Source organism: Vibrio sp. QJM3NY_15 (genome assembly GCF_057785995.1).
The window spans coordinates 1-21,870 of record NZ_CM173517.1 but is presented as its reverse complement, the minus strand read 5'-3'; the positions used below and the strand labels follow the sequence as shown (position 1 = coordinate 21,870).

Genomic DNA, 21,870 nt, shown 5'->3' with positions numbered 1-21,870 from the left:
AAACAATCGTGGATTGTATGTCATGGAGATAGACAATGATTTACCAAGCTAACACCTTACAGGTAAAGGAATTACAAGATGGTATTGCAGAACTTAGCTTCTGTGCTCCGGCCTCTGTAAACAAACTCGACCTTGCTACTTTAGAATCACTAGATAAAGCGTTAGATGCTCTTAATGCTCACGCTGGATTACGTGGTTTAATCTTAACTTCAAACAAAGACGCGTTCATCGTAGGCGCAGACATCACTGAATTTCTTGGCCTATTCGCTAAGCCAGAAGCAGAACTTGATGAATGGTTAAGATTCGCTAATTCAATTTTCAGCAAGCTCGAAGACCTTCCTGTCCCAACTCTTTCAATGATGCGTGGCCATGCCCTTGGTGGCGGCTGTGAATGTGTCTTAGCGACCGATTTCCGTATCGGTGACAAGACCACCAGCATAGGCCTACCAGAAACCAAACTTGGCATCATGCCTGGCTTTGGTGGTTGTGTGCGTCTGCCACGTGTTATCGGTGCTGACAGTGCAATGGAAATTATCACGCAAGGCAAAGCATGCCGTGCAGATGAAGCACTTAAAGTTGGCTTGTTAGATGCGATTGTTGAAACAGACCAACTATTAGAATCAGCGATTAATACTGTTTCTCTAGCAGCCAATGAGAAACTCGATTGGCAGCTACGTCGTAAACAAAAAACATCAGCGCTTTCACTAAGCAAACTAGAAGCGATGATGAGCTTTACCATGGCGAAAGGCTTAGTTGCTCAAAAAGCAGGGCCTCATTACCCAGCACCCATCACTTCGGTTATCGCTATCGAAGAAGCAGCGCGCAGCGATCGTGATGCTGCACTAGACATCGAGCGTAAACACTTCGTTAAGCTAGCAAAATCTGAAGAAGCAAAAGCATTGGTCGGCTTATTCCTTAATGACCAATACATCAAAGGCCTAGCGAAACAAGCTGGTAAGTCTGCCAACAAAGCGACTGAACGAGCAGCGGTTCTGGTGCTGGCATCATGGGTGGCGGTATTGCTTACCAGTCAGCATTGAAAGGCGTGCCAGTGATGATGAAAGACATCGCACAGGCGTCTCTAGATCTTGGTATGAACGAAGCTTCTAAGTTGTTGAACAAACGCTTATCACGCGGTCGCCTAGATGGATTCAAGATGGCAGGCATTCTGTCTTCTATTACTCCAAGTCTGCATTATGCAGGTGTTGAACAATCAGATGTGATTGTGGAAGCCGTTGTAGAAAACCCTAAAGTAAAAGCAGCAGTATTAAGCGAAGTGGAAGGTTTGGTGGGTGAAGACACAGTTCTTACATCAAACACCTCAACGATTCCGATCAACCTGTTAGCGAAATCTCTAAAACGCCCAGAAAACTTCTGTGGCATGCACTTCTTTAACCCTGTACACCGTATGCCTCTGGTTGAGATCATCCGTGGCGAGCATACTTCAGAAGAAACCATTAATCGCGTAGTCGCTTACGCAGCGAAGATGGGTAAATCTCCTATCGTTGTTAACGACTGCCCAGGCTTCTTCGTTAACCGTGTACTTTTCCCTTACTTTGGCGGTTTCAGCATGTTGCTACGTGACGGTGCTGACTTCACTAAGATCGATAAAGTGATGGAACGTAAGTTCGGTTGGCCGATGGGCCCAGCATACTTGCTAGACGTTGTAGGTTTAGACACTGCACACCATGCACAAGCAGTAATGGCGCAAGGTTTCCCAGAGCGTATGGGTAAAGAAGGTCGTGATGCAATCGACGCACTTTACGTCGCTGAAAAATACGGCCAGAAGAACGGCAGCGGTTTCTACACGTATAGCGTAGACAAACGCGGTCGTCCTAAGAAGACATTCTCTGAAGACATTCTTCCTATCTTGGCTGACGTATGCCAACAGCCACAGGACTTTGATGACCAGACAATTATCCAACGTGTGATGATTCCTATGATCAACGAAGTGGTGCTTTGTTTAGAAGAAGGCATCATCGCGACACCGCAAGAAGCGGATATGGCACTGGTTTACGGTTTAGGCTTCCCTCCATTCAGAGGCGGCGTATTCCGCTACTTAGACAGTGTGGGTATTGGTAACTTCGTTGAAATGGCGAAGAGCTACCAAGACTTAGGTGCAATGTACCAAGTTCCTCAACTATTGCTTGATATGGCAGCGAAAGGCGAAAGCTTTTACGACGGTCAACAAGCCAGTTCTCTGTAACCCACATTTGGAAAAGGAATAGCAAAATGAATAATGTAGTTGTTGTTGATTGCCTTCGTACCCCAATGGGACGTTCCAAAGGTGGAGCTTTCCGTCACACTCGTGCTGAAGATCTGTCGGCACATTTGATGAAAGGCATTTTAGAGCGCAACCCAGAAGTAAACCCTGTCGAGATTGAAGACATTTACTGGGGTTGTGTGCAACAAACACTAGAGCAAGGCTTCAACGTGGCTCGTAACGCCGCTTTACTTGCTGGCCTACCGATTGAGATTGGTGCAGTAACGGTGAACCGTTTATGTGGTTCATCTATGCAAGCTCTGCATGATGCAACCCGCTCTATCATGGTTGGTGATGCTGAAATCTGCCTGATTGGTGGTGTCGAACACATGGGTCACGTACCAATGAACCACGGTGTTGATTTTCACCCAGGCATGTCTAAGCACGTAGCAAAAGCGGCAGGTATGATGGGTCTAACCGCTGAGATGCTAGGCAAGATGCATGGCATCAGCCGTGAAGACCAAGATGCATTCGCAGCACGCTCACACGCTCGAGCTCAAGCAGCAACGGTTGAAGGTCGTTTCAAAAACGAAATCCTGCCAACAGAAGCTCACGCAGCAGACGGTTCACTGTTCACTCTGGATTACGATGAAGTTATCCGCCCAGAAACAACAGTTGAAGGTCTATCTCAACTTCGCCCAGTATTTGACCCAGCAAACGGTACAGTAACAGCAGGTACTTCATCTGCACTGTCTGATGGTGCCTCTGCAATGCTTATCATGAGCGAAGAGAAAGCCAACGCGCTTGGCCTGAAGATTCGCGCTCGCGTGAAGTCGATGGCTATCGCAGGTTGCGATCCTTCAATCATGGGTTACGGTCCGGTACCGGCTACGCAAAAAGCGCTGAAACGTGCAGGCCTAACCATTGAAGATATGGGCGTTATTGAGCTCAACGAAGCGTTCGCTGCTCAATCTCTTCCATGTGCTAAAGACCTAGGTCTATTGGATGTGGTTGACGAGAAAGTTAACCTTAACGGCGGTGCGATTGCTCTTGGTCACCCACTAGGCTGTTCTGGTTCTCGTATCTCGACGACGCTAATCAACCTAATGGAAGCACAAGACGTAAAATACGGCTTGGCGACCATGTGTATTGGTTTAGGCCAAGGTATTGCAACGGTATTTGAACGCCCATAGCGATCACTGGTTGTAATACTTGTAGGGTAATCTTTTGTGCAGCTATATTTATATAGCTGCACTTTTTATTACTCGGCATACGGTAATCTATCTATTCGTTCAGCGAACTAGGCAAAAGAAAAGCACCACTTACATCTATGCACAAAATGCATAGATTCAATGTTGATGTTTCATTATTTTTTCTCCAACGTTTCAACTAAAGTTACTTCAGTTTCCTAATATTCCTCCTACGGAGCAGATCATGTTTAAAGCACTTGTACTAAACCAAGAAGACAAAAAAACTATCGCATCAGTTTCTCAAATTGATGAGTCTCAATTACCAGAAGGTAACGTGAAGGTTGATGTGAGCTACTCTTCTTTGAACTACAAAGATGGTTTGGCGATAACAGGTAAAGGGCGCATTGTTCGCAACTTCCCTATGGTTCCTGGTATCGACCTTTCTGGTGTGGTTTCACAATCTGATGACCCGCGCTACAAAGCAGGCGACGAAGTTGTTCTGACGGGTTGGGGTGTTGGTGAAGGCCACTGGGGCGGTATGGCTGAGAAAGCTAGCCTAAATGGTGACTGGTTAGTGCCAATGCCTGCAGGTCTAGACGCGAAGAAAGTCATGGCGATTGGTACAGCTGGCTTCACCGCTATGCTTTGTGTGCAAGCTATCGTAGATGCAGGCATCAAACCAGAAGACGGTGAAATCCTAGTAACGGGTGCAAGTGGCGGCGTAGGCAGCGTGTCTATTACGCTACTAAACCAACTAGGCTACAAAGTAGCAGCGGTTACTGGCCGAGCTTCAGAAAATGGCGAGCTTCTAAAATCACTAGGTGCAACACGCATTGTTGAACGTGCGGAACTAGAAGAACCGGCGAAACCACTTGAGAAACAACTGTGGGCTGGTGCTATCGATACAGTCGGTAGCAAAGTACTTGCGAAAGTATTGGCGCAAATTGATTACAACGGTGCGGTTGCAATGTGTGGTCTAGCAGGCGGTTTTGACTTACCAACTACGGTAATGCCATTCATTCTGCGTAACGTTCGCCTACAAGGTGTGGATTCAGTAATGTGCCCTCGTGAAAAACGTATTAAAGCGTGGGAACAACTGGCTGAATTACTACCTGAGTCTTTCTACGGCCAAGCGACTAAAGAAGTGTCTTTAGATGGCGCAATTCAAGCTGCAGAAGACATCACTAACGGTCAAATTACTGGTCGTGTAGTTATCAAGCTGTAATCACTTAACACGCAAAACAAAAGGGCTGATCACGATCAGCCCTTTTTTCTGTTTGCTATTCAATACAAAGCCTAACCCAAACCTACGTCCGCAATCCGTTTTTGAATCAACTCACCACACTCCTCTTTTACCACTCTTCTTAACCATTGTTGCGAGGCAGAAGTATCGCAGCGCGAGTGCCAGATCAATGAGTAATCAAACGGCATAAACTCGAATGGCAGCGGTTTAACGACTAAGTCATAACGCTCAGCCACCAAGTAAGCTAAATCAGCAGGCACAGTGATCACCAACGGCATTCTATCGACAATCGCCAATGCAGCTTCAAGGTGATAAGCACGCAGCACCATTTTTCGTGGTTGTTGATTGGCTAAGGCATTGTCTAATAAAGCCTTAACACCATCACTGATCGCAATCATCGCGTGCGGGAGTGACACATAGTCTTCAAGGCTTAAAGGCTGATCCGCTAATGGGTGGTTTTTAGATAACAGACACGATACTCCGACCGGCCCCAATACCTCTTGATGAAGTGGTGCAACGCTGCCACTCGGGCGACAAATCGCCATATCCACACGTTCGGTGCTGAGCTGTTTAAACAAATGTTCATGCTGCAACGGAGCAAACTCCAAAGAGATATTAGGAGCTTGTTCATAAATCTTCGGCAGAGCATAAGGCAAGATAGTTTGCATCGCGTAGTCAGTAGTCGCAATCAAAAAACGCTCGCTGCAATAGTAAGGATCGAAATCACTCGGACTAAGCAACTGACGGAATGATTCTAAAGGCTGATCAATGCGCTGGCTGATCTCGAGTGCTTTCTTGGTGGGAATAAGGTGCTGACCTTGGCGTGTAAACAGGGGATCGTTGAGTAGTTCTCTTAAGCGCCCTAATACTCGGCTGGTTGCCGATTGGCTTAAGTTAAGACGAAGCGCGGCTTGACTAACACCGCCCTCTTCAATCAATACCTTTAAGGCGACCAGTAAATTCAGGTCTCTACGATAGATGTCTTCTAATTCCACGCCACTTACCTAGCTGTATACAATTATCATTGGTCACTAAGTTGTTTATAGCATGCTTTAGATAAAAAAAATCCCGCAATTACGCGGGGAAGCCCAAGAAAATCTGGGGATAGTGTCGGAATGTTGTCGTATTGGAATTTGCTTGCTGTATTCAGGTTAGTGCTCTTGCTCCTCGGCTATGCCTTGCCAACGGCGCATCTCTACCCAAATACCAATAATCGTTGCTACTATGCCAAAAATTGGCATTAGAGAGGTCTCTGTCGATGAGCGTAGTACTAACGCACAAAAAGAAATAAAACAGAGAACTGAATAAATTGTTAATCTATCTAATCCTGTCAACATCGCCACTCCTTAGCTAGTTGCCTTTGATTTAAGTTGTTATCAACTTGTTAATTAAGTTATAGGAAATGGTTCCGTTTGCCAAGCACTTATTGCATATTTTTTCTGCAGACGTATTATTCACTCGTTAGATAGATATAGAGATACAAACCATGACATTCAAACCTGAACTGGCAACCCACACTTTAGAAGCTGAAGGCCTGCGTTGCCCAGAGCCAGTAATGATGGTCAGGAAGACAATTAGAAACATGCAGGATGGCGATGTGTTACTGGTAAAAGCTGACGATCCTTCGACAACTCGTGATATTCCGAGCTTTTGTCGATTCATGGATCACCAGTTGGTAGGCCAAGCGACAGAAACGTTGCCTTACCAGTATTTGATCAGAAAGGGATTGGAGGCGTAACGCCCCACCGACTATCAAGTATCAAAAAAGCCGCTCGTACCTTATGTTCTTAAACAGAACTCAGAGTACGAGCGGCTTTTTGTTTATTCGCTTCTAGACTTGTTTTGCAGATGCTCAAGCTGATGCTGAATTTCTCGGATATCTTTTCGCATAGGAATAATATGCGCAACCCGAATCCAAGCTTCTACCGCAAGCCCGGTCATGATCATCGAACCAGCCACCATTGGTAGCCACATGTCCGTCAACACCATGCCTAGTAGTGTAAGTGCAAGACCAAAGGTAAATAGATAACTTTGGCTTTGTGGAGTAATACCCATATAACGCGTCAACATAATCATGCCCTCGTGTTCTTAACTCACAAGATTAAAATATCATGACAAGTATGACAGTTATATGTCCATTCGCTCGATAAACCCCACAATACTGTAAGAGTATGACCTACAACACATTACTCTACTGATTGAGTATAATAAGACTCAATACTACCGCTTAATAGAACGCTGCTGCGATAGCCAAACCCACGAACAACAAGGCTGTGATCTTGCGAATCAGGTCAAGTGGCATCTTATCTGCCGATAGCTTACCAATGATCACCACAGGCACATTCGCCAGCAACATACCAATGGTCGTACCGAGAATGACCCACGTTAATGCATCCGAATATTGAGCCCCTAGAATCGATGTCGCAATCTGAGTCTTATCACCGATCTCAGCAATGAAGAAAGCGATAAAACTGGCGACAAACGGCCCTCGGTTCGAGATCTGCTCATCATCGTCCAATTTATCCGGAATCAGAATCCAGCCTGCCATCGCAATGAAACTCACCACCAGCACCCATTTAAGCACTTCGGGAGATAAATAATCAGCGACCACAACACCTAGCCACGCAGCAAGGGCATGATTGGCAATAGTGGCAAAGAAAATAGCCGCAATGATAGATAACGGTTTTCGATATCGACTGGCTAATAAAAGGGATAGCAACTGAGTCTTATCACCGATCTCGGCTAAGGCGACAGTTGTAATTGAAATTGCTAAAACGCTCACGATATGCTCATTTGGGATGAGGATTATTATATTTAACCAAAGACAAACCTCGCGCCCCATCCCGGTTCACGATGCTTGTCTAAGGTCTTGCTAAGCGCCACCAAGGTGGTGGTTGCCTCGAACGCCATGATGATTTTGCATCAATTATGTTGACGAACGAACTCATTCAATAGGATATGAATAAGCAAGCTACTCCCCAAAGACCGCGAGATTTTAATCACCCGCGCTTTCAAACACAAGTGTCAAAGTTATCAAAATATCCACTTGTGCCGAAAAACAAACATTAAAGGCAAAAAAATCCACTAAACGACATTTTAGACCACTAATTAAACAAGATTACCCCTACTCGCTTTACCAATATCTCGGTATACTCAGAGGTTATTTTTATCATTCATTTAAAAGAATCGCGCGAACCTGACTATGCAAAAATACGATATCAAAACCTTCCAGGGAATGATCCTCGCGCTGCAGGATTACTGGGCACAAAACGGTTGTACCATTGTTCAACCACTAGATATGGAAGTAGGTGCTGGCACCTCTCACCCAATGACATGTCTACGTGCACTTGGCCCAGAGCCAATGTCTACGGCATACGTTCAACCTTCTCGTCGTCCGACCGATGGTCGTTACGGTGAAAACCCGAACCGCCTGCAGCACTACTATCAATTCCAAGTAGCTCTAAAACCTTCTCCAGATAACATCCAGGAGTTGTACTTAGGCTCACTTGAAGTTCTTGGTGTCGACCCACTTGTTCACGATATTCGTTTCGTAGAAGACAACTGGGAAAACCCAACGCTAGGCGCATGGGGTCTTGGTTGGGAAGTATGGCTAAACGGTATGGAAGTGACTCAATTCACTTACTTCCAACAAGTTGGCGGTCTTGAGTGTAAGCCTGTAACTGGTGAGATCACTTACGGTATCGAGCGTCTAGCAATGTACATCCAAGAAGTAGACTCTGTTTACGACCTTGTATGGAACGTAGCACCAGACGGTTCTAACGTGACTTACGGTGATATCTTCCACCAAAATGAAGTTGAGCAATCAACATACAACTTCGAGCACGCAGACGTAGATTTCCTATTCACTTTCTTCGACCAGTGCGAAAAAGAGTGTAAAGAGCTACTTGAGCTTGAGAAGCCACTGCCGCTTCCAGCTTACGAGCGCATTCTGAAAGCAGGTCACGCATTCAACATCCTTGATGCGCGTAAAGCTATATCTGTAACAGAGCGTCAACGTTACATCCTTCGTATCCGCAACCTGACTAAAGCTGTTGCAGAAGCGTACTACGCGTCACGTGAAGCGCTTGGCTTCCCAATGTGTAAGAAGGAAGGTAAATAATCATGGCGAAGAATTTTCTAATTGAACTGGGTACGGAAGAGCTTCCACCAACGGCACTTCGTTCTCTAGCAGAAGCCTTTGCTTCTAACTTTGAAGCGGGTCTTAAAACGGCTGAGCTTTCTCACGAAGGCATCAAGTGGTACGCAGCACCTCGTCGTCTAGCACTTAAAGTAACAGCACTGGCTGAAGGCCAAGCAGACAAAGTGGTTGAGAAGCGCGGTCCTGCAATTTCTGTCGCATTCGATGCTGAAGGCAACGCGACTAAAGCGGCACAAGGTTGGGCTCGTGGTAACGGTATTACTGTTGAGCAAGCTGACCGCCTGAAAACAGACAAAGGCGAGTGGCTTCTTTTCAAACAAGAAGTAGCTGGCAAACCTGTTCAAGAATTGGTGATGGACATCGCTGCGAAAGCTCTCGCTGGCCTACCAATCCCTAAAGCAATGCGCTGGGGTAACTCAGACATTCAATTTATCCGTCCAGTGAAAACACTGACAGTACTACTAGGTGATGATCTTGTTGAAGGCGAGATCCTAGGCGTAGCTTCTGCTCGTACTATCCGTGGCCACCGTTTCATGGGCGAACAAGAGTTCACTATCGACTCTGCTGACCAATACCCAGCGATCTTAGAAGAGCGCGGTAAAGTAATGGCAGATTACGATGCGCGTAAAGCGATCATCCTTGCTGATGCTAAAAAAGCAGCAGACGCGGTTGGTGGTATTGCAGACCTAGAAGATGACCTTGTTGAAGAAGTTACCTCTTTGGTTGAATGGCCAGTGGTGCTTACTGCAAAGTTTGAGCAAGAGTTCCTAAAAGTGCCTTCTGAAGCCTTGGTTTACACCATGAAAGGCGACCAGAAGTACTTCCCAGTGTATGACGCTGATAAGAACCTTCTACCAAACTTCATCTTCGTTTCTAACATCGAGTCTAAAGAGCCTCGTCACGTAATCGAAGGTAACGAGAAAGTTGTACGCCCGCGTCTAGCTGATGCTGAATTCTTCTTCAACACAGACCGTAAGCGTCCGCTTATCGACCGTCTTGCTGAACTAGACCAAGCTATCTTCCAGAAACAACTGGGTACTATCAAAGACAAGACAGACCGCATCACAGAACTAGCTGGCTACATTGCCGAGCAAATCGATGCTGACGTTGAGAAATCTAAGCGTGCTGGCCTACTGGCTAAGTGTGACCTAATGACATCAATGGTATTCGAATTTACGGATACTCAAGGTGTGATGGGCATGCACTACGCAACTCACGATGGTGAAGACGAGCAAGTTGCACTAGCACTTTACGAGCAATATATGCCTCGTTTCGCTGGTGACACACTACCAAGTACTGGTATCTCTTCTGCAGTCGCAATGGCAGACAAGCTAGACACTATCGTAGGTATCTTCGGTATTGGTCAAGCACCAAAAGGCTCTGACCCATTCGCACTACGTCGTGCATCACTAGGTGTGCTACGTATCATCGTTGAAAACGGCTACAACCTAGACCTAACCGATCTTATCGGTAAAGCGAAAGAGCTACTAGGCGACAAGCTGACTAACGAAAACGTAGAAGCTGACGTTATCGACTTTATGCTAGGTCGTTTCCGCGCATGGTACCAAGATGCTGGTTTCAGCGTTGATATCATCCAAGCAGTACTAGCACGTCGTCCAACTAAGCCTGCTGATTTTGACCAACGTGTTAAAGCGGTTTCTCACTTCCGTGAACTGGAAGCAGCAGAAGCACTAGCAGCAGCGAACAAGCGTGTAGGTAATATCCTTGCGAAATTCGATGGCGAACTACCAGCAGAAATTGACCTAACTCTTCTTCAAGAAGACGCAGAGAAAGCACTGGCTGAAAACGTTGAAGTAATGACGGAAGCACTAGAACCAGCATTCGCAACAGGCAACTACCAAGAAGCCCTAAGCAAGCTTGCTGATCTACGTGAACCAGTAGATGCATTCTTCGATAACGTAATGGTTATGGCGGATGACGAAGCGCTTAAGAAGAACCGTCTAACGCTACTGAACAACCTGCGTAACCTGTTCCTACAGATTGCTGACATCTCTCTACTGCAAAAATAAGCACGAGTGAGACTGTTGCTCTAATTCATGTTCTGAGCAACAACAGGTAAACACCCAAAGGGAAGCGAAAGCTTCCCTTTTTGTTTTTGTGAACCAAGCATTTGTTTGTAGAGGTGTTATTGATTAACTGAATGAATCAGCACTCAGACTGTAGAGGGCATTGTTTGCTATAACTGACCTGTTTATTCAGGGGAAGGGAACAATGAAAAAAACAGTACTCGCGCTTTCAATACTCGCACTCAGCGCATGCAGCCAAACCAGTGATGACAGCTTATTGCTAACGATTGATAACAACACTGTCGTATTTGAATCGACAGGAAAAGGCACTGTTATTGCAGAACAGGAACTCGCTAAAGGTAGCTATACCTTCTCTATCGGCGATACTCAAAATACCTGTGGTACCAACTTTGCGCTGGCTGAAGAGAGCCGCATCAAATTCAATAAGCCCCTTCGCCTAGACGACTGTGCCAAGAAATCCGAAATAGATATTAAGGTCTTTCGTGCTAACACCTACCAGTTTACGCTCAACCCTCAGACTAATGAGCTGACAGTTCAGATAAAGCCAAAGCAGCAACAAGTACAAAGCTTTGCTTGTCCGGTTCCAGTGATCAGCCAACCACTATCGATGTTGCTCAGACCTTTGACGATGGCACCTTAGTTAGAGATGCTCTTTCAGGCACACAAGCGACTGTAACCAACGGCAGCGTCTCCATGCAGCCAGCAGAAAATAGCCAAGGTGTTCTGCTGCTTGAGAAAGTAGAACCAGAAACCAAGGCCGATTTTAGTTGGGACAACGCCACGGTTTACTTCGTAATGACCGACCGTTTCCATAATGGTAATCCTGATAACGACAACAGCTATGGTCGCAGCCAAGACGGACAAGATGAAATCGGCACCTTCCACGGTGGTGACTTGGCAGGCTTAACCGAAAAACTCGACTATATAGAATCGCTCGGTGCCAATGCTATCTGGATTACCTCTCCACTAGAGCAGATCCACGGCTGGGTTGGCGGTGGCGATCGCGGTGACTTCAAACATTATGGCTACCATGGCTACTACCACCAAGACTGGACCAAGCTCGATGACAACATGGGGACCGAAGACGAACTGAAAACCTTCATCGATACCGCGCACAGCAAAGGCATTCGCGTTGTTTGGGATGTGGTGATGAACCACACTGGCTATGCGACACTTGCCGACATGCAAGAGTTCGACTTCGGCAAACTCAACCTTACCGATGAACAAGCTAAACAAACCCTCGGCGAAAACTGGACAGATTGGCAACCAGAAGCAGGCCAGAACTGGCACTACTTCAATAACTACATCTCTTACAGTGACAAAGAAGCGTGGGAGGAATGGTGGGGTAAAGCTTGGTTACGCAGCGACATTGGTGCTTATGACTCTCCGGGTTACAACAACCTCACCATGTCTTTGGCACACCTGCCCGACTTTAAAACAGAATCGACAGAGACAACCGGGCTGCCTAACTTCTATCGCAATAAGTCCACCAGCGCGACCGATGAACTCAAAACACCTCGTGACCATTTAATCACTTGGCTATCAGATTGGGTGCGCGAATATGGTGTTGATGGCTTTAGGGTAGATACCGCTAAACACGTTGAACTCGAAGCATGGGCAGAGCTTAAAGAGAGCACTAACCAAGCGCTTGCAGAATGGAAGCAAAACAACCCAGACAAAGCCTTGGATGACTTACCTTTCTGGATGACTGGCGAAGTATGGGCACACAGCGTGGTCAAATCAGATTACTTCGCTAACGGGTTTGATTCGATCATCAACTTTGAATTCCAGAGTGATATCGCACCTAAGGCGCTTAAATGCCTATCCGATCTTGATGCTGACTACCTGCGCTACGCAGAGAAGATCAACAACGACAGCGAATTCAACGTACTGAGTTACCTATCATCTCACGACACCTCGCTATTCTGGACACAACACGGCAGTAACTTTGCAAAACAAACCAAAGCTGCAAACGCGTTGATGCTGGCTCCCGGTGCTGTGCAGATCTATTACGGTGATGAAATCGCTCGTAATTTCGGCCCAACAGGCTCCGACCCAATGCAAGGCACTCGCTCTGACATGCCTTGGGATCAAATCACAGGCGAACGGGCGCAACTGTTAGAGCACTGGCAAACCCTTGGCCAATTCCGCCAACGCCACCCAGCCATCGCTCAGGGTAAGCACATCATTCGCAACAGCAAAGGCTATTACGCCTTCGAGCGCCAATATAAAGATGACAAGGTGTTGGTTGTGTACACCGGCTCGAAATAATCGTTCATTGACATAAAATAGTAGAAACTAAAGGGGAAGCTTAGGCTTCTCCTTTTTTGATCACGAAACACGCGTCCAATAAGAAAGCAGACACTCATTAGTTAAACTTTATAGAAGTTTTTTTCGTGTTAGAGCATTTGGCGCTATGCGTCGCAAAAACATTGCGGTATGTTCAAGGAACACACTGATGGTAGACATAAGGTCTGCCTTAATGACACATAACAAGCAATCACAATGAATTAGGTAAAATAAGTAATGCAGTTCTCTAAGTTTGGTGAAAAGTTTAATCGATACTCTGGAATCACTCGTTTAATGGATGATTTGAATGATGGCCTGCGCACTCCTGGCGCAATCATGCTCGGTGGTGGTAACCCAGCCGCTATCCCAGCCATGCTCGATTACTTTAACCAAGCCAGTGCCGACATGCTCGCCAGTGGAGAACTCATTGCCGCCCTCGCCAACTACGATGGTCCGCAAGGTAAAGACAGCTTCATTAAGTCGTTAGCGTCGATGCTGAAAGAGACTTATGGTTGGGACATCAGCGAGAAGAACATCAGCCTGACTAATGGCAGTCAGAGTGGCTTCTTTTACCTATTCAACCTATTAGCAGGTCAACAGCCAGACGGCTCTCACAAGAAAATATTGTTGCCGATCGCACCGGAATACATCGGCTACGGCGATGCGGGCATTGATGACGATATTTTTATCTCTTACCACCCAGAGATCGAGCTGCTTGAAAACAGACAGTTCAAATACCACGTCGATTTTGAACAGCTCAAGGTTGATGACTCGGTTGCCGCTATCTGTGCTTCTCGCCCAACCAACCCAACCGGTAACGTACTGACCGACGAGGAAGTGCGTAAACTGGATAAACTGGCGCGTGAAAACAACATCCCACTGCTGATCGACAATGCTTACGGTCTGCCGTTTCCAAACATCATCTTTGAAGATGTGGAACCGTTCTGGAATGAAAATACCATTCTGTGCATGAGCTTATCTAAGCTTGGTTTGCCGGGTGTACGTTGCGGTATCGTGATTGCGAGCGAAGAAGTAACACAAGCTCTGACCAACATGAATGGCATTATCAGCCTAGCACCAAACAGTGTTGGCCCTGCAATTGCCAATCACATGATTGAAAAAGGCGATTTACTGCGCTTGAGCAGTGAGGTGATCAAACCTTTCTATAAAGACAAATCTCTACGTGCGGTTGAGCTTTTACAAGAAGCGATCGATGACCCTCGTTTCCGTATCCACAAGCCTGAAGGTGCGATTTTCTTATGGCTATGGTTTGATGAGCTACCAATTACCACCATGGAGCTGTACGACCGCCTCAAAGCTCGTGGCGTATTGATTGTTCCGGGCGAATACTTCTTTATCGGCCAAGAAGACGAGTGGGATCATGCCCATCAATGTCTACGCATGAACTACGTGCAAGACGATGAAGCGATGCAAAAAGGTATTGCAATCATTGCTGAAGAAGTGAAAAAAGCTTACTCAGAACAGTAACCAGAGCTTTTAGCTTACCGTAGACCAAATACAAAAAGAGCACCTCATTAGGTGCTCTTTCACTTTTACTTCCCGATACGCTTTAACTCAATTGAGCTAAGCCAATAGCTTTAGCCTTCTAGTAGGCTATTACCGTTAATAGCAATCTTACGTGGTTGCATCGCTTCTGGGATTTCGCGTTCTAGGTCGATGTGAAGAAGACCATTTTCCATGCTTGCACCTACCACTTTTACATAGTCAGCCAGTTGGAATTTGCGCTCGAAATCGCGCTCTGCAATACCTTGGTATACGAAAGTTTTCTCGGCTTCTGCTTTACGCTCACCTTTAACAATTAGCATGTTCTCTTTTTGAGTAAGGTCTAATTGATCATCTGCAAAACCAGCGACTGCCATAGTAATACGGTAGTTATTCTCGTCTTTTTGCTCGATGTTGTAAGGAGGGTAACCGCCAGAAGTATTTTTCGACGTGTTCGATTCCATCATGTTGAATAGACGATCGAAGCCGATTGCGTTACGGTAAAGTGGAGTGAAATCTACAGTTCTCATAATGCTATCCTTTTAGTAAGCAATAGTCTTAGCTGTAATTTTTACTGAGATCGAACCTGTGAATGATTCAGTAAACAGCTAAGGGATTCAATTCGCATTCCACGGGTTTCACCTCGTTTGGTGACAACTCTGGGACATGACAATGAATCAATTTTTAAATTGTGTGCTGCCAAAGTTATCCTCTATTGAGCGATACTCTAGCAACGGTTATGAAGGTTCTGTTTCTTCTCTTGTAGAGCAAGACAGTCATCCTCTTCACAACTAGATATGTGGATTGAGCAAATCAGTTTCAAGCGTTTATTTTCAATTATTTTTCCAACCCAATATTTTTCAATACCTTAAAAACAAAAAAGACCGTCATTTCTGACAGTCTTTTCAATAAGATATTGAGTTTTTTGAGACGAAGCTATTTCGTTTTAGTTCAAAGAAGAGGCGCGGAGCATACGAATGTATGTGAGCACCTCTGACACAGAAATTAAGCGAAAGAGCGAAGTATCAAAGATACTAAACGTCTAGGTTAGCTACTTTAAGTGCGTTTTCTTCGATGAAGTTACGACGCGGTTCTACTTGGTCGCCCATCAACGTTGTAAACAACAGATCAGCACCAACAGCATCTTCAATCGTTACTTGCATCATACGACGAGTTTCAGGATCCATTGTTGTTTCCCAAAGCTGATCAGGGTTCATCTCACCTAGACCTTTGTATCGTTGTAGGCTCAGGCCACGACGAGACTCTTTCACTAACCAGTTCAGAGCTTCAACGAAGCTAGAAACTTCTTGAGTACGCTCACCACGCTTAATGTAAGCGCCTTCTTCAATCAGGCCATCAAGTGCTTCAGAAAGATCCGCTAGCTTGCCAAACTCTTTCGAGTTGATAAGGTCAATGCTCAGTACGTGCTCATGAGTTACACCATGAGTACGAACCACAATCTTAGGAACGCTTAAACCTAGCTCTTCGTGTTTTTCAACTTCAAGAGAATATTGGCTCGCACCCGCTTCTTTACCGTTTAACTGCTCTACAAGCTGCTTACCCCAAGCTTCAACCACCGCGTCATCATGACACTGCTCAGCGGTTAGGCGAGGAACGTAAATCAGTTCGTGAACCAATGCGCGTGGGTAGCGGCGGCTCATACGGTCAACTAGCTTGATGCCTGCATTGTATTGCTGAACAAGCTTCTCTAAGCCTTCACCGGCAAACGCAGGTGCTTCAGGATTTACGTGCAATTCTGCATTGTCTAAAGCCAAAGATACTTGATACTGGTTCATCGCATCTTCATCTTTGATGTACTGCTCTTGCTTACCCTTCTTCACTTTGTAAAGTGGCGGTTGAGCAATGTAGATGTAACCACGTTCAATCAGCTCTGGCATTTGACGGTAGAAGAACGTCAGTAGCAGAGTACGGATATGAGAACCATCGACATCGGCATCGGTCATGATGATGATGTTGTGGTAACGCAGTTTATCTGGATTGTATTCATCACGGCCAATACCACAACCAAGGGCTGTGATTAGCGTTGCGACTTCTTGAGAAGACAGCATTTTATCGAAACGCGCTTTCTCTACGTTAAGGATTTTACCTTTAAGCGGTAAGATTGCTTGGTTCTTACGGTTACGCCCCTGCTTAGCTGATCCGCCAGCAGAGTCTCCTTCCACAATATATAGTTCAGACTGTGCAGGATCTTTTTCCTGACAGTCAGCTAGTTTACCTGGAAGGCCCGCTAAATCTAATGCGCCTTTACGACGAGTCATCTCACGAGCTTTACGCGCTGCGTCACGAGCACGCGCTGCATCGATAATTTTAGAACAAACGATTTTCGCTTCACCTGGGTTCTCAATTAGGAACTCAGATAGCTTCTCACCCATCGTAGACTCAACGGCAGACTTAACTTCTGAAGAAACCAGCTTGTCTTTAGTTTGGCTTGAGAACTTAGGATCTGGCACTTTCACTGAAACAATCGCTGTCAAACCTTCACGAGCATCATCACCTGATGTTGAAGTCTTCGCTTTCTTCGAGAAGCCTTCTTTATCCATGAAGCTGTTCAAGGTACGCGTTAGTGCAGCACGGAAACCCGCTAAGTGAGCACCACCATCGCGTTGAGGGATGTTGTTGGTGAAACAGTAGATGTTCTCTTGGTAACCATCATTCCACTGCATTGCAACTTCAACGGTAATGCCGTCATCACGCTCTGAATCAAAGTGGAAAATCTTTTGGATGATTGGTGTTTTGTTGGTATTAAGGTGTTCAACAAACGCTTGGATACCGCCTTCGTATTCGAAGTGATCCATTTTGTCTTCTTCGCGCTTATCAATTAGCTTAATTGATACACCTGAGTTCAAGAATGATAGCTCACGTAGACGCTTAGCTAAAATATCGTAATGGAACTCGATGTTAGTGAAGGTTTCTTCACTCGGCCAGAAACGAATCTCTGTACCTGTTTTGTCCGTATCACCCACAACCGCTAGTGGCGCTTGAGGCTCACCGTGACAGTATGTTTGAGTGTGGATTTTGCCACCGCGGTGGATAGTAAGAGTAACTTGCTTAGAAAGTGCGTTAACTACTGAAACACCAACACCGTGCAAACCACCAGATACTTTGTACGAGTTATCATCGAACTTACCACCAGCGTGAAGAACCGTCATGATTACTTCTGCTGCTGATACTTTTTCTTCTGGGTGCAATTCAGTTGGAATACCACGGCCGTCATCGCTTACTGACACAGAACTATCTTCATGGATAGTTACAATGATGTCATTACAGTGACCAGCGAGTGCTTCATCAATAGAGTTATCTACCACCTCAAAAACCATGTGGTGCAGACCGGTACCATCATCCGTGTCGCCAATGTACATTCCAGGACGCTTACGTACCGCATCCAGACCCTTCAGTACTTTAATACTCGATGAATCGTAATTATCTGACATAGTTACTCTCTGACTAATTATCCTTGCTCTATTTTGCCATGTTCCACATGAAACATCCTGCTATTTTCGTCATGCATATCTGCAATCTGATCAGCGGTAATAGAGCTTACAAAAACTTGAGCCTTGGTCGCCTTTAAACACTCAGCAAGACGTGCTCGGCGTTGGCTATCTAATTCGGAAGCAAAGTCATCTATCAAGTAGATGCACTGCTTACCTGTCATTTGAGTTAGGTGTTGCCCTTGTGCTACTCGCAACGCGCACACCATCAACTTCAACTGACCTCGTGACAAGACATCTTCCACTGGAGTGCCGTTCACTTTTATCTTTAGATCCGCTTTGTTTGGCCCACTAAAGGTGTAACCAAGCTGCTGATCCCTTTCAAAATTCTTTTCTAAAATCTCGGCATATGGGGTGTCTTTATCCCAGCCACGATAATAGTTAATATTTATCTCAAACTCAGGTAAGAAGGTCGCGCAGATTTCTTCAGCGACTTCTTTTAGCTGTTCAACGTAAGTGGCACGCCACTGGCTGATGCTTTCCGCTAAACGGGCCAATTCTTGATCCCAATAGCTCAGCTCTCGATAGTTCGTTGCCGTTTTCAATAATGCATTACGCTGTTTATTGAGGCGCTTTACCCTGCCCCAAGCATCATAAAAACCCGACTCACTGTGGAAGACTCCCCAATCAATGAATGCGCGGCGATGCTTAGGTCCATCGGTTAGTAAATCAAACCCTTCCGGGTGAATCAACTGCAAAGGTAAGACTTGAGCTAACTGAGCCAATTTTTGCCCAGTTTGACCGCTTATTTTAACCTCTGTGGTGCCATCGCGCTGCTTATTAATGCCAATTGGCAGCTCAAATTGATCCGAGGTCAAAAAACGGCCATGTACAAACAGTTCGCTACACTCATTTTGAATGATACGACCGGTTAAGGAGCTTTTGAACGAGCGACCATGTCCGAGCAGATACACCGCTTCAAGGACACTGGTTTTGCCGCTTCCGTTAGCCCCTATAAGAAAGTTAAAGCCTGATGACGGTTGAATGTCACAGGCTTCAATATTTCTAAACTGCTTTACGATTAAGCGCGATAAAGGCATAACGTCTTCATATTAATCTTCAATCACGGCTCGATAGACAAACGTTGTTGATAAGCAAACATAATGTATAAACAAACACGACTTACAAACGAATCGGCATAACAACGTACATCGCGCTGTCATCTTGTGCATTCTCAATCAAGGCACTCGCATTCGCGTCTGACATTGAGATGCGAACTTGTTCACAACGCAGCGTATTCAATACATCCAATACGTAGCTTACGTTGAAGCCAATCTCTAGTGCGTCACCATCAAAGGTTACGTCTAGCACTTCTTCCGCTTCTTCTTGCTCTGGGTTGTTCGCGGTAATGCGCATCTCGCTATCGACAAGATTAACGCGAACACCACGGAATTTTTCATTCGACAGAATCGCAGCTCTAGAAAACGCTGAACGTAACTCATCACAGCCAGCTTCTAATGTCTTGGTGGTATTTTGCGGCATTACGCGGCGATAATCAGGGAAACGACCATCAACGAGTTTAGAAGTGAAGACATAGTTGTTCACTTCAGCGCGCACATTAGAGTTACCAATTTGCAGCGTTACTGGTTGTTCAGGTGCATCCAGTAGCTTCACTAGCTCTTGAACACCCTTACGAGGAACAATGATCTGCTTTTGAGCAAAATCGGCACCCAGTTGCGCTTGTGATACCGCCATACGGTGACCATCAGTTGCGACACTACGTAAAATAGAACCTTCAATCTCAAACAACATACCGTTGAGGTAGTAACGAACGTCTTGGTTCGCCATTGAGAATTGTGTTTTCTCGATCAGACCGCGCAATTCAGCTTGTGTCACTGACACTTCAACTTCACTGCTCCAGTCTTCAATATTTGGAAAATCTGCCGCAGGTAATGTTGCCAATGAGAAGCGGCTACGACCAGAGCGAACCTGAACACGGTCACCATCCAATACCACGGTAATCACTGAGCTGTCAGGCAAGCCACGACAAATATCTAGGAACTTACGTGAAGGTACGGTAATGCTGCCCGCTTCGAAATCACCTTCAAGCGTTACACGGCTGATCAGTTCAACTTCTAGATCCGTCGCTGTCATCGACAACACGTTATCTTCTACTTTAATCAGTAGGTTTCCTAGAATTGGAAGCGTTGGCCTGCCACCTAGCGCGCCAGATACTTGTTGTAATGGCTTTATCAGGTGACTACGTTCAATGGTAAATTTCATATCTTGCTCTTACGGTCTAAATGGCACTGCGTAATAGTACGTGGCCAAAATTCTGCTTATTAAGGTTAAGAATACTGTGTATTAAGAAGAAAGGGTACGAATCAAGTTCGAATAATCTTCTTTAATGTCGTGGCTCTCTTCACGCAGCTGAGCAATCTTACGACAAGCGTGCAACACGGTCGTGTGGTCACGGCCACCGAATGCATCGCCAATCTCAGGCAAGCTGTGGTTAGTCAGTTCTTTAGCCAATGCCATCGCCAGTTGGCGTGGACGAGCAACAGAACGAGAACGACGTTTAGATAATAGATCAGCAACTTTGATTTTGTAGTATTCAGCGACTGTCTTTTGAATGTTATCAATGGTGACCAGTTTTTCTTGCAGGGCAAGTAAGTCACGCAGTGCTTCACGCACGAAATCGATCGTAATCGGACGGCCAGTGAAGTTTGCATTCGCAATAACACGGTTCAATGCGCCTTCAAGCTCACGAACGTTAGAACGTAAACGCTTAGCAATAAAGAATGCCACTTCATCCGCAAGATGAATTTGGTGGTCTTCTGCTTTCTTCATTAAGATCGCAACACGAGTCTCAAGCTCTGGTGGCTCAATCGCAACCGTCAAACCCCAACCGAAGCGAGATTTTAGACGATCCTCTACCCCGTTGATCTCTTTTGGATAACGGTCAGAGGTTAGGATGATCTGTTGGTTGCCTTCAAGCAGCGCATTAAAGGTATGGAAGAACTCTTCTTGAGAACGCTCTTTATTCGCGAAGAATTGGATATCATCGATAAGCAAAGCATCAACACTACGGTAGTAGCGCTTAAATTCTTCAATCGCGTTATTTTGTAGCGCCTTCACCATATCCTGAACAAAACGCTCAGAATGCATGTAAACCACTTTTGCATTCGGTTTGTTGTCAACAATGGCATTACCCACCGCATGCAACAAGTGCGTCTTACCTAAACCAGTTCCACCGTATAAAAACAACGGGTTATAGGCTGTTCCTGGATTATCAGAAACCTGACGTGCCGCCGCTAAACCCAATTGGTTTGATTTACCCTCAACAAAGTTATTGAACTTATGCTTTGGGTTTACGTTTGAACGGTGGTTAAGGTCAACCGCTACAGGCTCTTCATCACGCCATATATTGTGAACAGGCTTACGAGCTTGTAACTGCGCAGGTGCTGACGATTCAGCGGCCACATCAGCGGCTGTACGTGTACGAGCTGGGGCGATAGTCTCAGATTTTGGAGCAGTAACTCGTTTACTTCCAATCTCAAAATGAAGATGTGGAATATCATTACCACAATATTCTTGTAGCAAACGGTTGATGCTATTTAGGTACTTATCGCGCACCCAATCGAGTACAAATCGGTTTGGTGCAAATAGAGTTAGAGTATTACCATTGAGCTCCGCTTGTAACGGACGTACCCACATACTGAATTCTGTAGCTGGTAATTCTTCTTGAAGCTGTTGCAAGCATTGCAACCAAAGCGAAGATGACAC

The 21,870-nt window shown here is 45.6% G+C and carries 15 protein-coding genes, 2 pseudogenes and 1 riboswitch; of the genes and pseudogenes, 8 read left to right on the top strand and 9 right to left on the bottom strand.

Features of this window, described 5'->3' with window-relative positions:
- Window positions 1-35 precede the first annotated feature (35 nt).
- The 3 genes and pseudogenes from fadB to acuI all read left to right on the top strand — a co-directional run bounded on the left by fadB (window position 36) and on the right by acuI (window position 4,618).
- Window positions 36-2,206, top strand: a pseudogene (fadB, locus tag AC3CKG_RS00085) (fatty acid oxidation complex subunit alpha FadB).
- 26 nt (window positions 2,207-2,232) lie between these two features.
- Complete coding sequence (gene fadA, locus AC3CKG_RS00080; RefSeq protein WP_009848166.1) at window positions 2,233-3,396, top strand: acetyl-CoA C-acyltransferase FadA; 1,164 nt, start codon at window positions 2,233-2,235, stop codon at window positions 3,394-3,396.
- Window positions 3,397-3,637: 241 nt separating this feature from the next.
- Window positions 3,638-4,618, top strand: a complete 981-nt coding sequence (gene acuI, locus AC3CKG_RS00075) for an acrylyl-CoA reductase (NADPH) (protein ID WP_017103120.1) — start codon at window positions 3,638-3,640, stop codon at window positions 4,616-4,618.
- Between the two features lie 71 nt (window positions 4,619-4,689).
- Here the strand turns inward: acuI and AC3CKG_RS00070 are convergent, their stop codons facing one another.
- A complete protein-coding gene (locus AC3CKG_RS00070) occupies window positions 4,690-5,631 on the bottom strand; it encodes a LysR family transcriptional regulator (RefSeq protein WP_488528605.1) in 942 nt (313 codons plus the stop codon).
- Between the two features lie 156 nt (window positions 5,632-5,787).
- Window positions 5,788-5,973: a hypothetical protein gene (locus tag AC3CKG_RS00065; RefSeq protein WP_004736674.1), complete on the bottom strand. Its 186-nt coding sequence runs from the start codon at window positions 5,971-5,973 to the stop codon at window positions 5,788-5,790.
- 149 nt (window positions 5,974-6,122) lie between these two features.
- On the opposite strand from AC3CKG_RS00065, the gene tusA reads away from it, so the two are divergent.
- Entirely contained in the window at window positions 6,123-6,374 is a 252-nt protein-coding gene (gene tusA / locus AC3CKG_RS00060) for a sulfurtransferase TusA (RefSeq protein ID WP_004736675.1), read from the top strand.
- Between the two features lie 83 nt (window positions 6,375-6,457).
- Here the strand turns inward: tusA and AC3CKG_RS00055 are convergent, their stop codons facing one another.
- Window positions 6,458-6,712 carry a hypothetical protein gene (locus tag AC3CKG_RS00055; protein WP_009848161.1) on the bottom strand — a complete coding sequence of 85 codons (255 nt, stop codon included), beginning with the start codon at window positions 6,710-6,712 and terminating at the stop codon, window positions 6,458-6,460.
- 151 nt (window positions 6,713-6,863) lie between these two features.
- Window positions 6,864-7,418 carry a TMEM165/GDT1 family protein gene (locus AC3CKG_RS00050; RefSeq protein ID WP_488528604.1) on the bottom strand — a complete coding sequence of 185 codons (555 nt, stop codon included), beginning with the start codon at window positions 7,416-7,418 and terminating at the stop codon, window positions 6,864-6,866.
- Window positions 7,419-7,452: 34 nt separating this feature from the next.
- Window positions 7,453-7,628: riboswitch (yybP-ykoY riboswitch) on the bottom strand.
- Between the two features lie 210 nt (window positions 7,629-7,838).
- Here AC3CKG_RS00050 and glyQ point away from each other — a divergent pair.
- The 4 genes and pseudogenes from glyQ (at window position 7,839) to AC3CKG_RS00030 (ending at window position 14,620) form a co-directional block, all read left to right on the top strand.
- Window positions 7,839-8,756 (top strand): glycine--tRNA ligase subunit alpha, encoded by a 918-nt coding sequence (gene glyQ, locus AC3CKG_RS00045; protein ID WP_065111980.1) that lies wholly within the window; start codon window positions 7,839-7,841, stop codon window positions 8,754-8,756.
- 2 nt (window positions 8,757-8,758) lie between these two features.
- On the top strand, window positions 8,759-10,825 hold the full coding sequence (glyS, locus tag AC3CKG_RS00040; RefSeq protein WP_488528603.1) for a glycine--tRNA ligase subunit beta: 2,067 nt from the start codon (window positions 8,759-8,761) through the stop codon (window positions 10,823-10,825).
- 202 nt (window positions 10,826-11,027) lie between these two features.
- Window positions 11,028-13,114 (top strand): annotated as a pseudogene (locus AC3CKG_RS00035) (alpha-amylase).
- A gap of 255 nt (window positions 13,115-13,369) precedes the next feature.
- Entirely contained in the window at window positions 13,370-14,620 is a 1,251-nt protein-coding gene (locus tag AC3CKG_RS00030) for a valine--pyruvate transaminase (protein WP_488528602.1), read from the top strand.
- A 110-nt stretch (window positions 14,621-14,730) separates the two neighbouring features.
- Here AC3CKG_RS00030 and AC3CKG_RS00025 read toward each other — a convergent pair whose 3' ends face one another.
- The 5 genes from AC3CKG_RS00025 to dnaA form a co-directional block, all read right to left on the bottom strand.
- Window positions 14,731-15,165, bottom strand: a complete 435-nt coding sequence (locus tag AC3CKG_RS00025) for an Hsp20 family protein (RefSeq protein WP_017107513.1) — start codon at window positions 15,163-15,165, stop codon at window positions 14,731-14,733.
- 504 nt (window positions 15,166-15,669) lie between these two features.
- Entirely contained in the window at window positions 15,670-18,087 is a 2,418-nt protein-coding gene (gene gyrB, locus AC3CKG_RS00020) for a DNA topoisomerase (ATP-hydrolyzing) subunit B (RefSeq protein WP_017081727.1), read from the bottom strand.
- A 17-nt stretch (window positions 18,088-18,104) separates the two neighbouring features.
- Entirely contained in the window at window positions 18,105-19,184 is a 1,080-nt protein-coding gene (gene recF / locus AC3CKG_RS00015) for a DNA replication/repair protein RecF (RefSeq protein WP_488528601.1), read from the bottom strand.
- Between the two features lie 82 nt (window positions 19,185-19,266).
- Window positions 19,267-20,367 carry a DNA polymerase III subunit beta gene (gene dnaN, locus AC3CKG_RS00010; RefSeq protein WP_017107516.1) on the bottom strand — a complete coding sequence of 367 codons (1,101 nt, stop codon included), beginning with the start codon at window positions 20,365-20,367 and terminating at the stop codon, window positions 19,267-19,269.
- Window positions 20,368-20,448: 81 nt separating this feature from the next.
- Window positions 20,449-21,870, bottom strand: a complete 1,422-nt coding sequence (gene dnaA / locus AC3CKG_RS00005) for a chromosomal replication initiator protein DnaA (RefSeq protein ID WP_065111976.1) — start codon at window positions 21,868-21,870, stop codon at window positions 20,449-20,451.

Excerpts from the sequence above, each read along its gene's own strand:
- fadA (WP_009848166.1), top strand. The coding sequence starts at position 2,233 with ATGAATAATGTAGTTGTTGTTGATTGCCTTCGTACCCCAATGGGACGT.
- acuI (WP_017103120.1), top strand. The coding sequence starts at position 3,638 with ATGTTTAAAGCACTTGTACTAAACCAAGAAGACAAAAAAACTATCGCA.
- AC3CKG_RS00065 (WP_004736674.1), bottom strand. The coding sequence starts at position 5,973 with ATGTTGACAGGATTAGATAGATTAACAATTTATTCAGTTCTCTGTTTT.
- tusA (WP_004736675.1), top strand. The coding sequence starts at position 6,123 with ATGACATTCAAACCTGAACTGGCAACCCACACTTTAGAAGCTGAAGGC.
- AC3CKG_RS00055 (WP_009848161.1), bottom strand. The coding sequence starts at position 6,712 with ATGATTATGTTGACGCGTTATATGGGTATTACTCCACAAAGCCAAAGT.
- glyQ (WP_065111980.1), top strand. The coding sequence starts at position 7,839 with ATGCAAAAATACGATATCAAAACCTTCCAGGGAATGATCCTCGCGCTG.
- glyS (WP_488528603.1), top strand. The coding sequence starts at position 8,759 with ATGGCGAAGAATTTTCTAATTGAACTGGGTACGGAAGAGCTTCCACCA.
- AC3CKG_RS00030 (WP_488528602.1), top strand. The coding sequence starts at position 13,370 with ATGCAGTTCTCTAAGTTTGGTGAAAAGTTTAATCGATACTCTGGAATC.
- AC3CKG_RS00025 (WP_017107513.1), bottom strand. The coding sequence starts at position 15,165 with ATGAGAACTGTAGATTTCACTCCACTTTACCGTAACGCAATCGGCTTC.
- gyrB (WP_017081727.1), bottom strand. The coding sequence starts at position 18,087 with ATGTCAGATAATTACGATTCATCGAGTATTAAAGTACTGAAGGGTCTG.
- recF (WP_488528601.1), bottom strand. The coding sequence starts at position 19,184 with ATGCCTTTATCGCGCTTAATCGTAAAGCAGTTTAGAAATATTGAAGCC.
- dnaN (WP_017107516.1), bottom strand. The coding sequence starts at position 20,367 with ATGAAATTTACCATTGAACGTAGTCACCTGATAAAGCCATTACAACAA.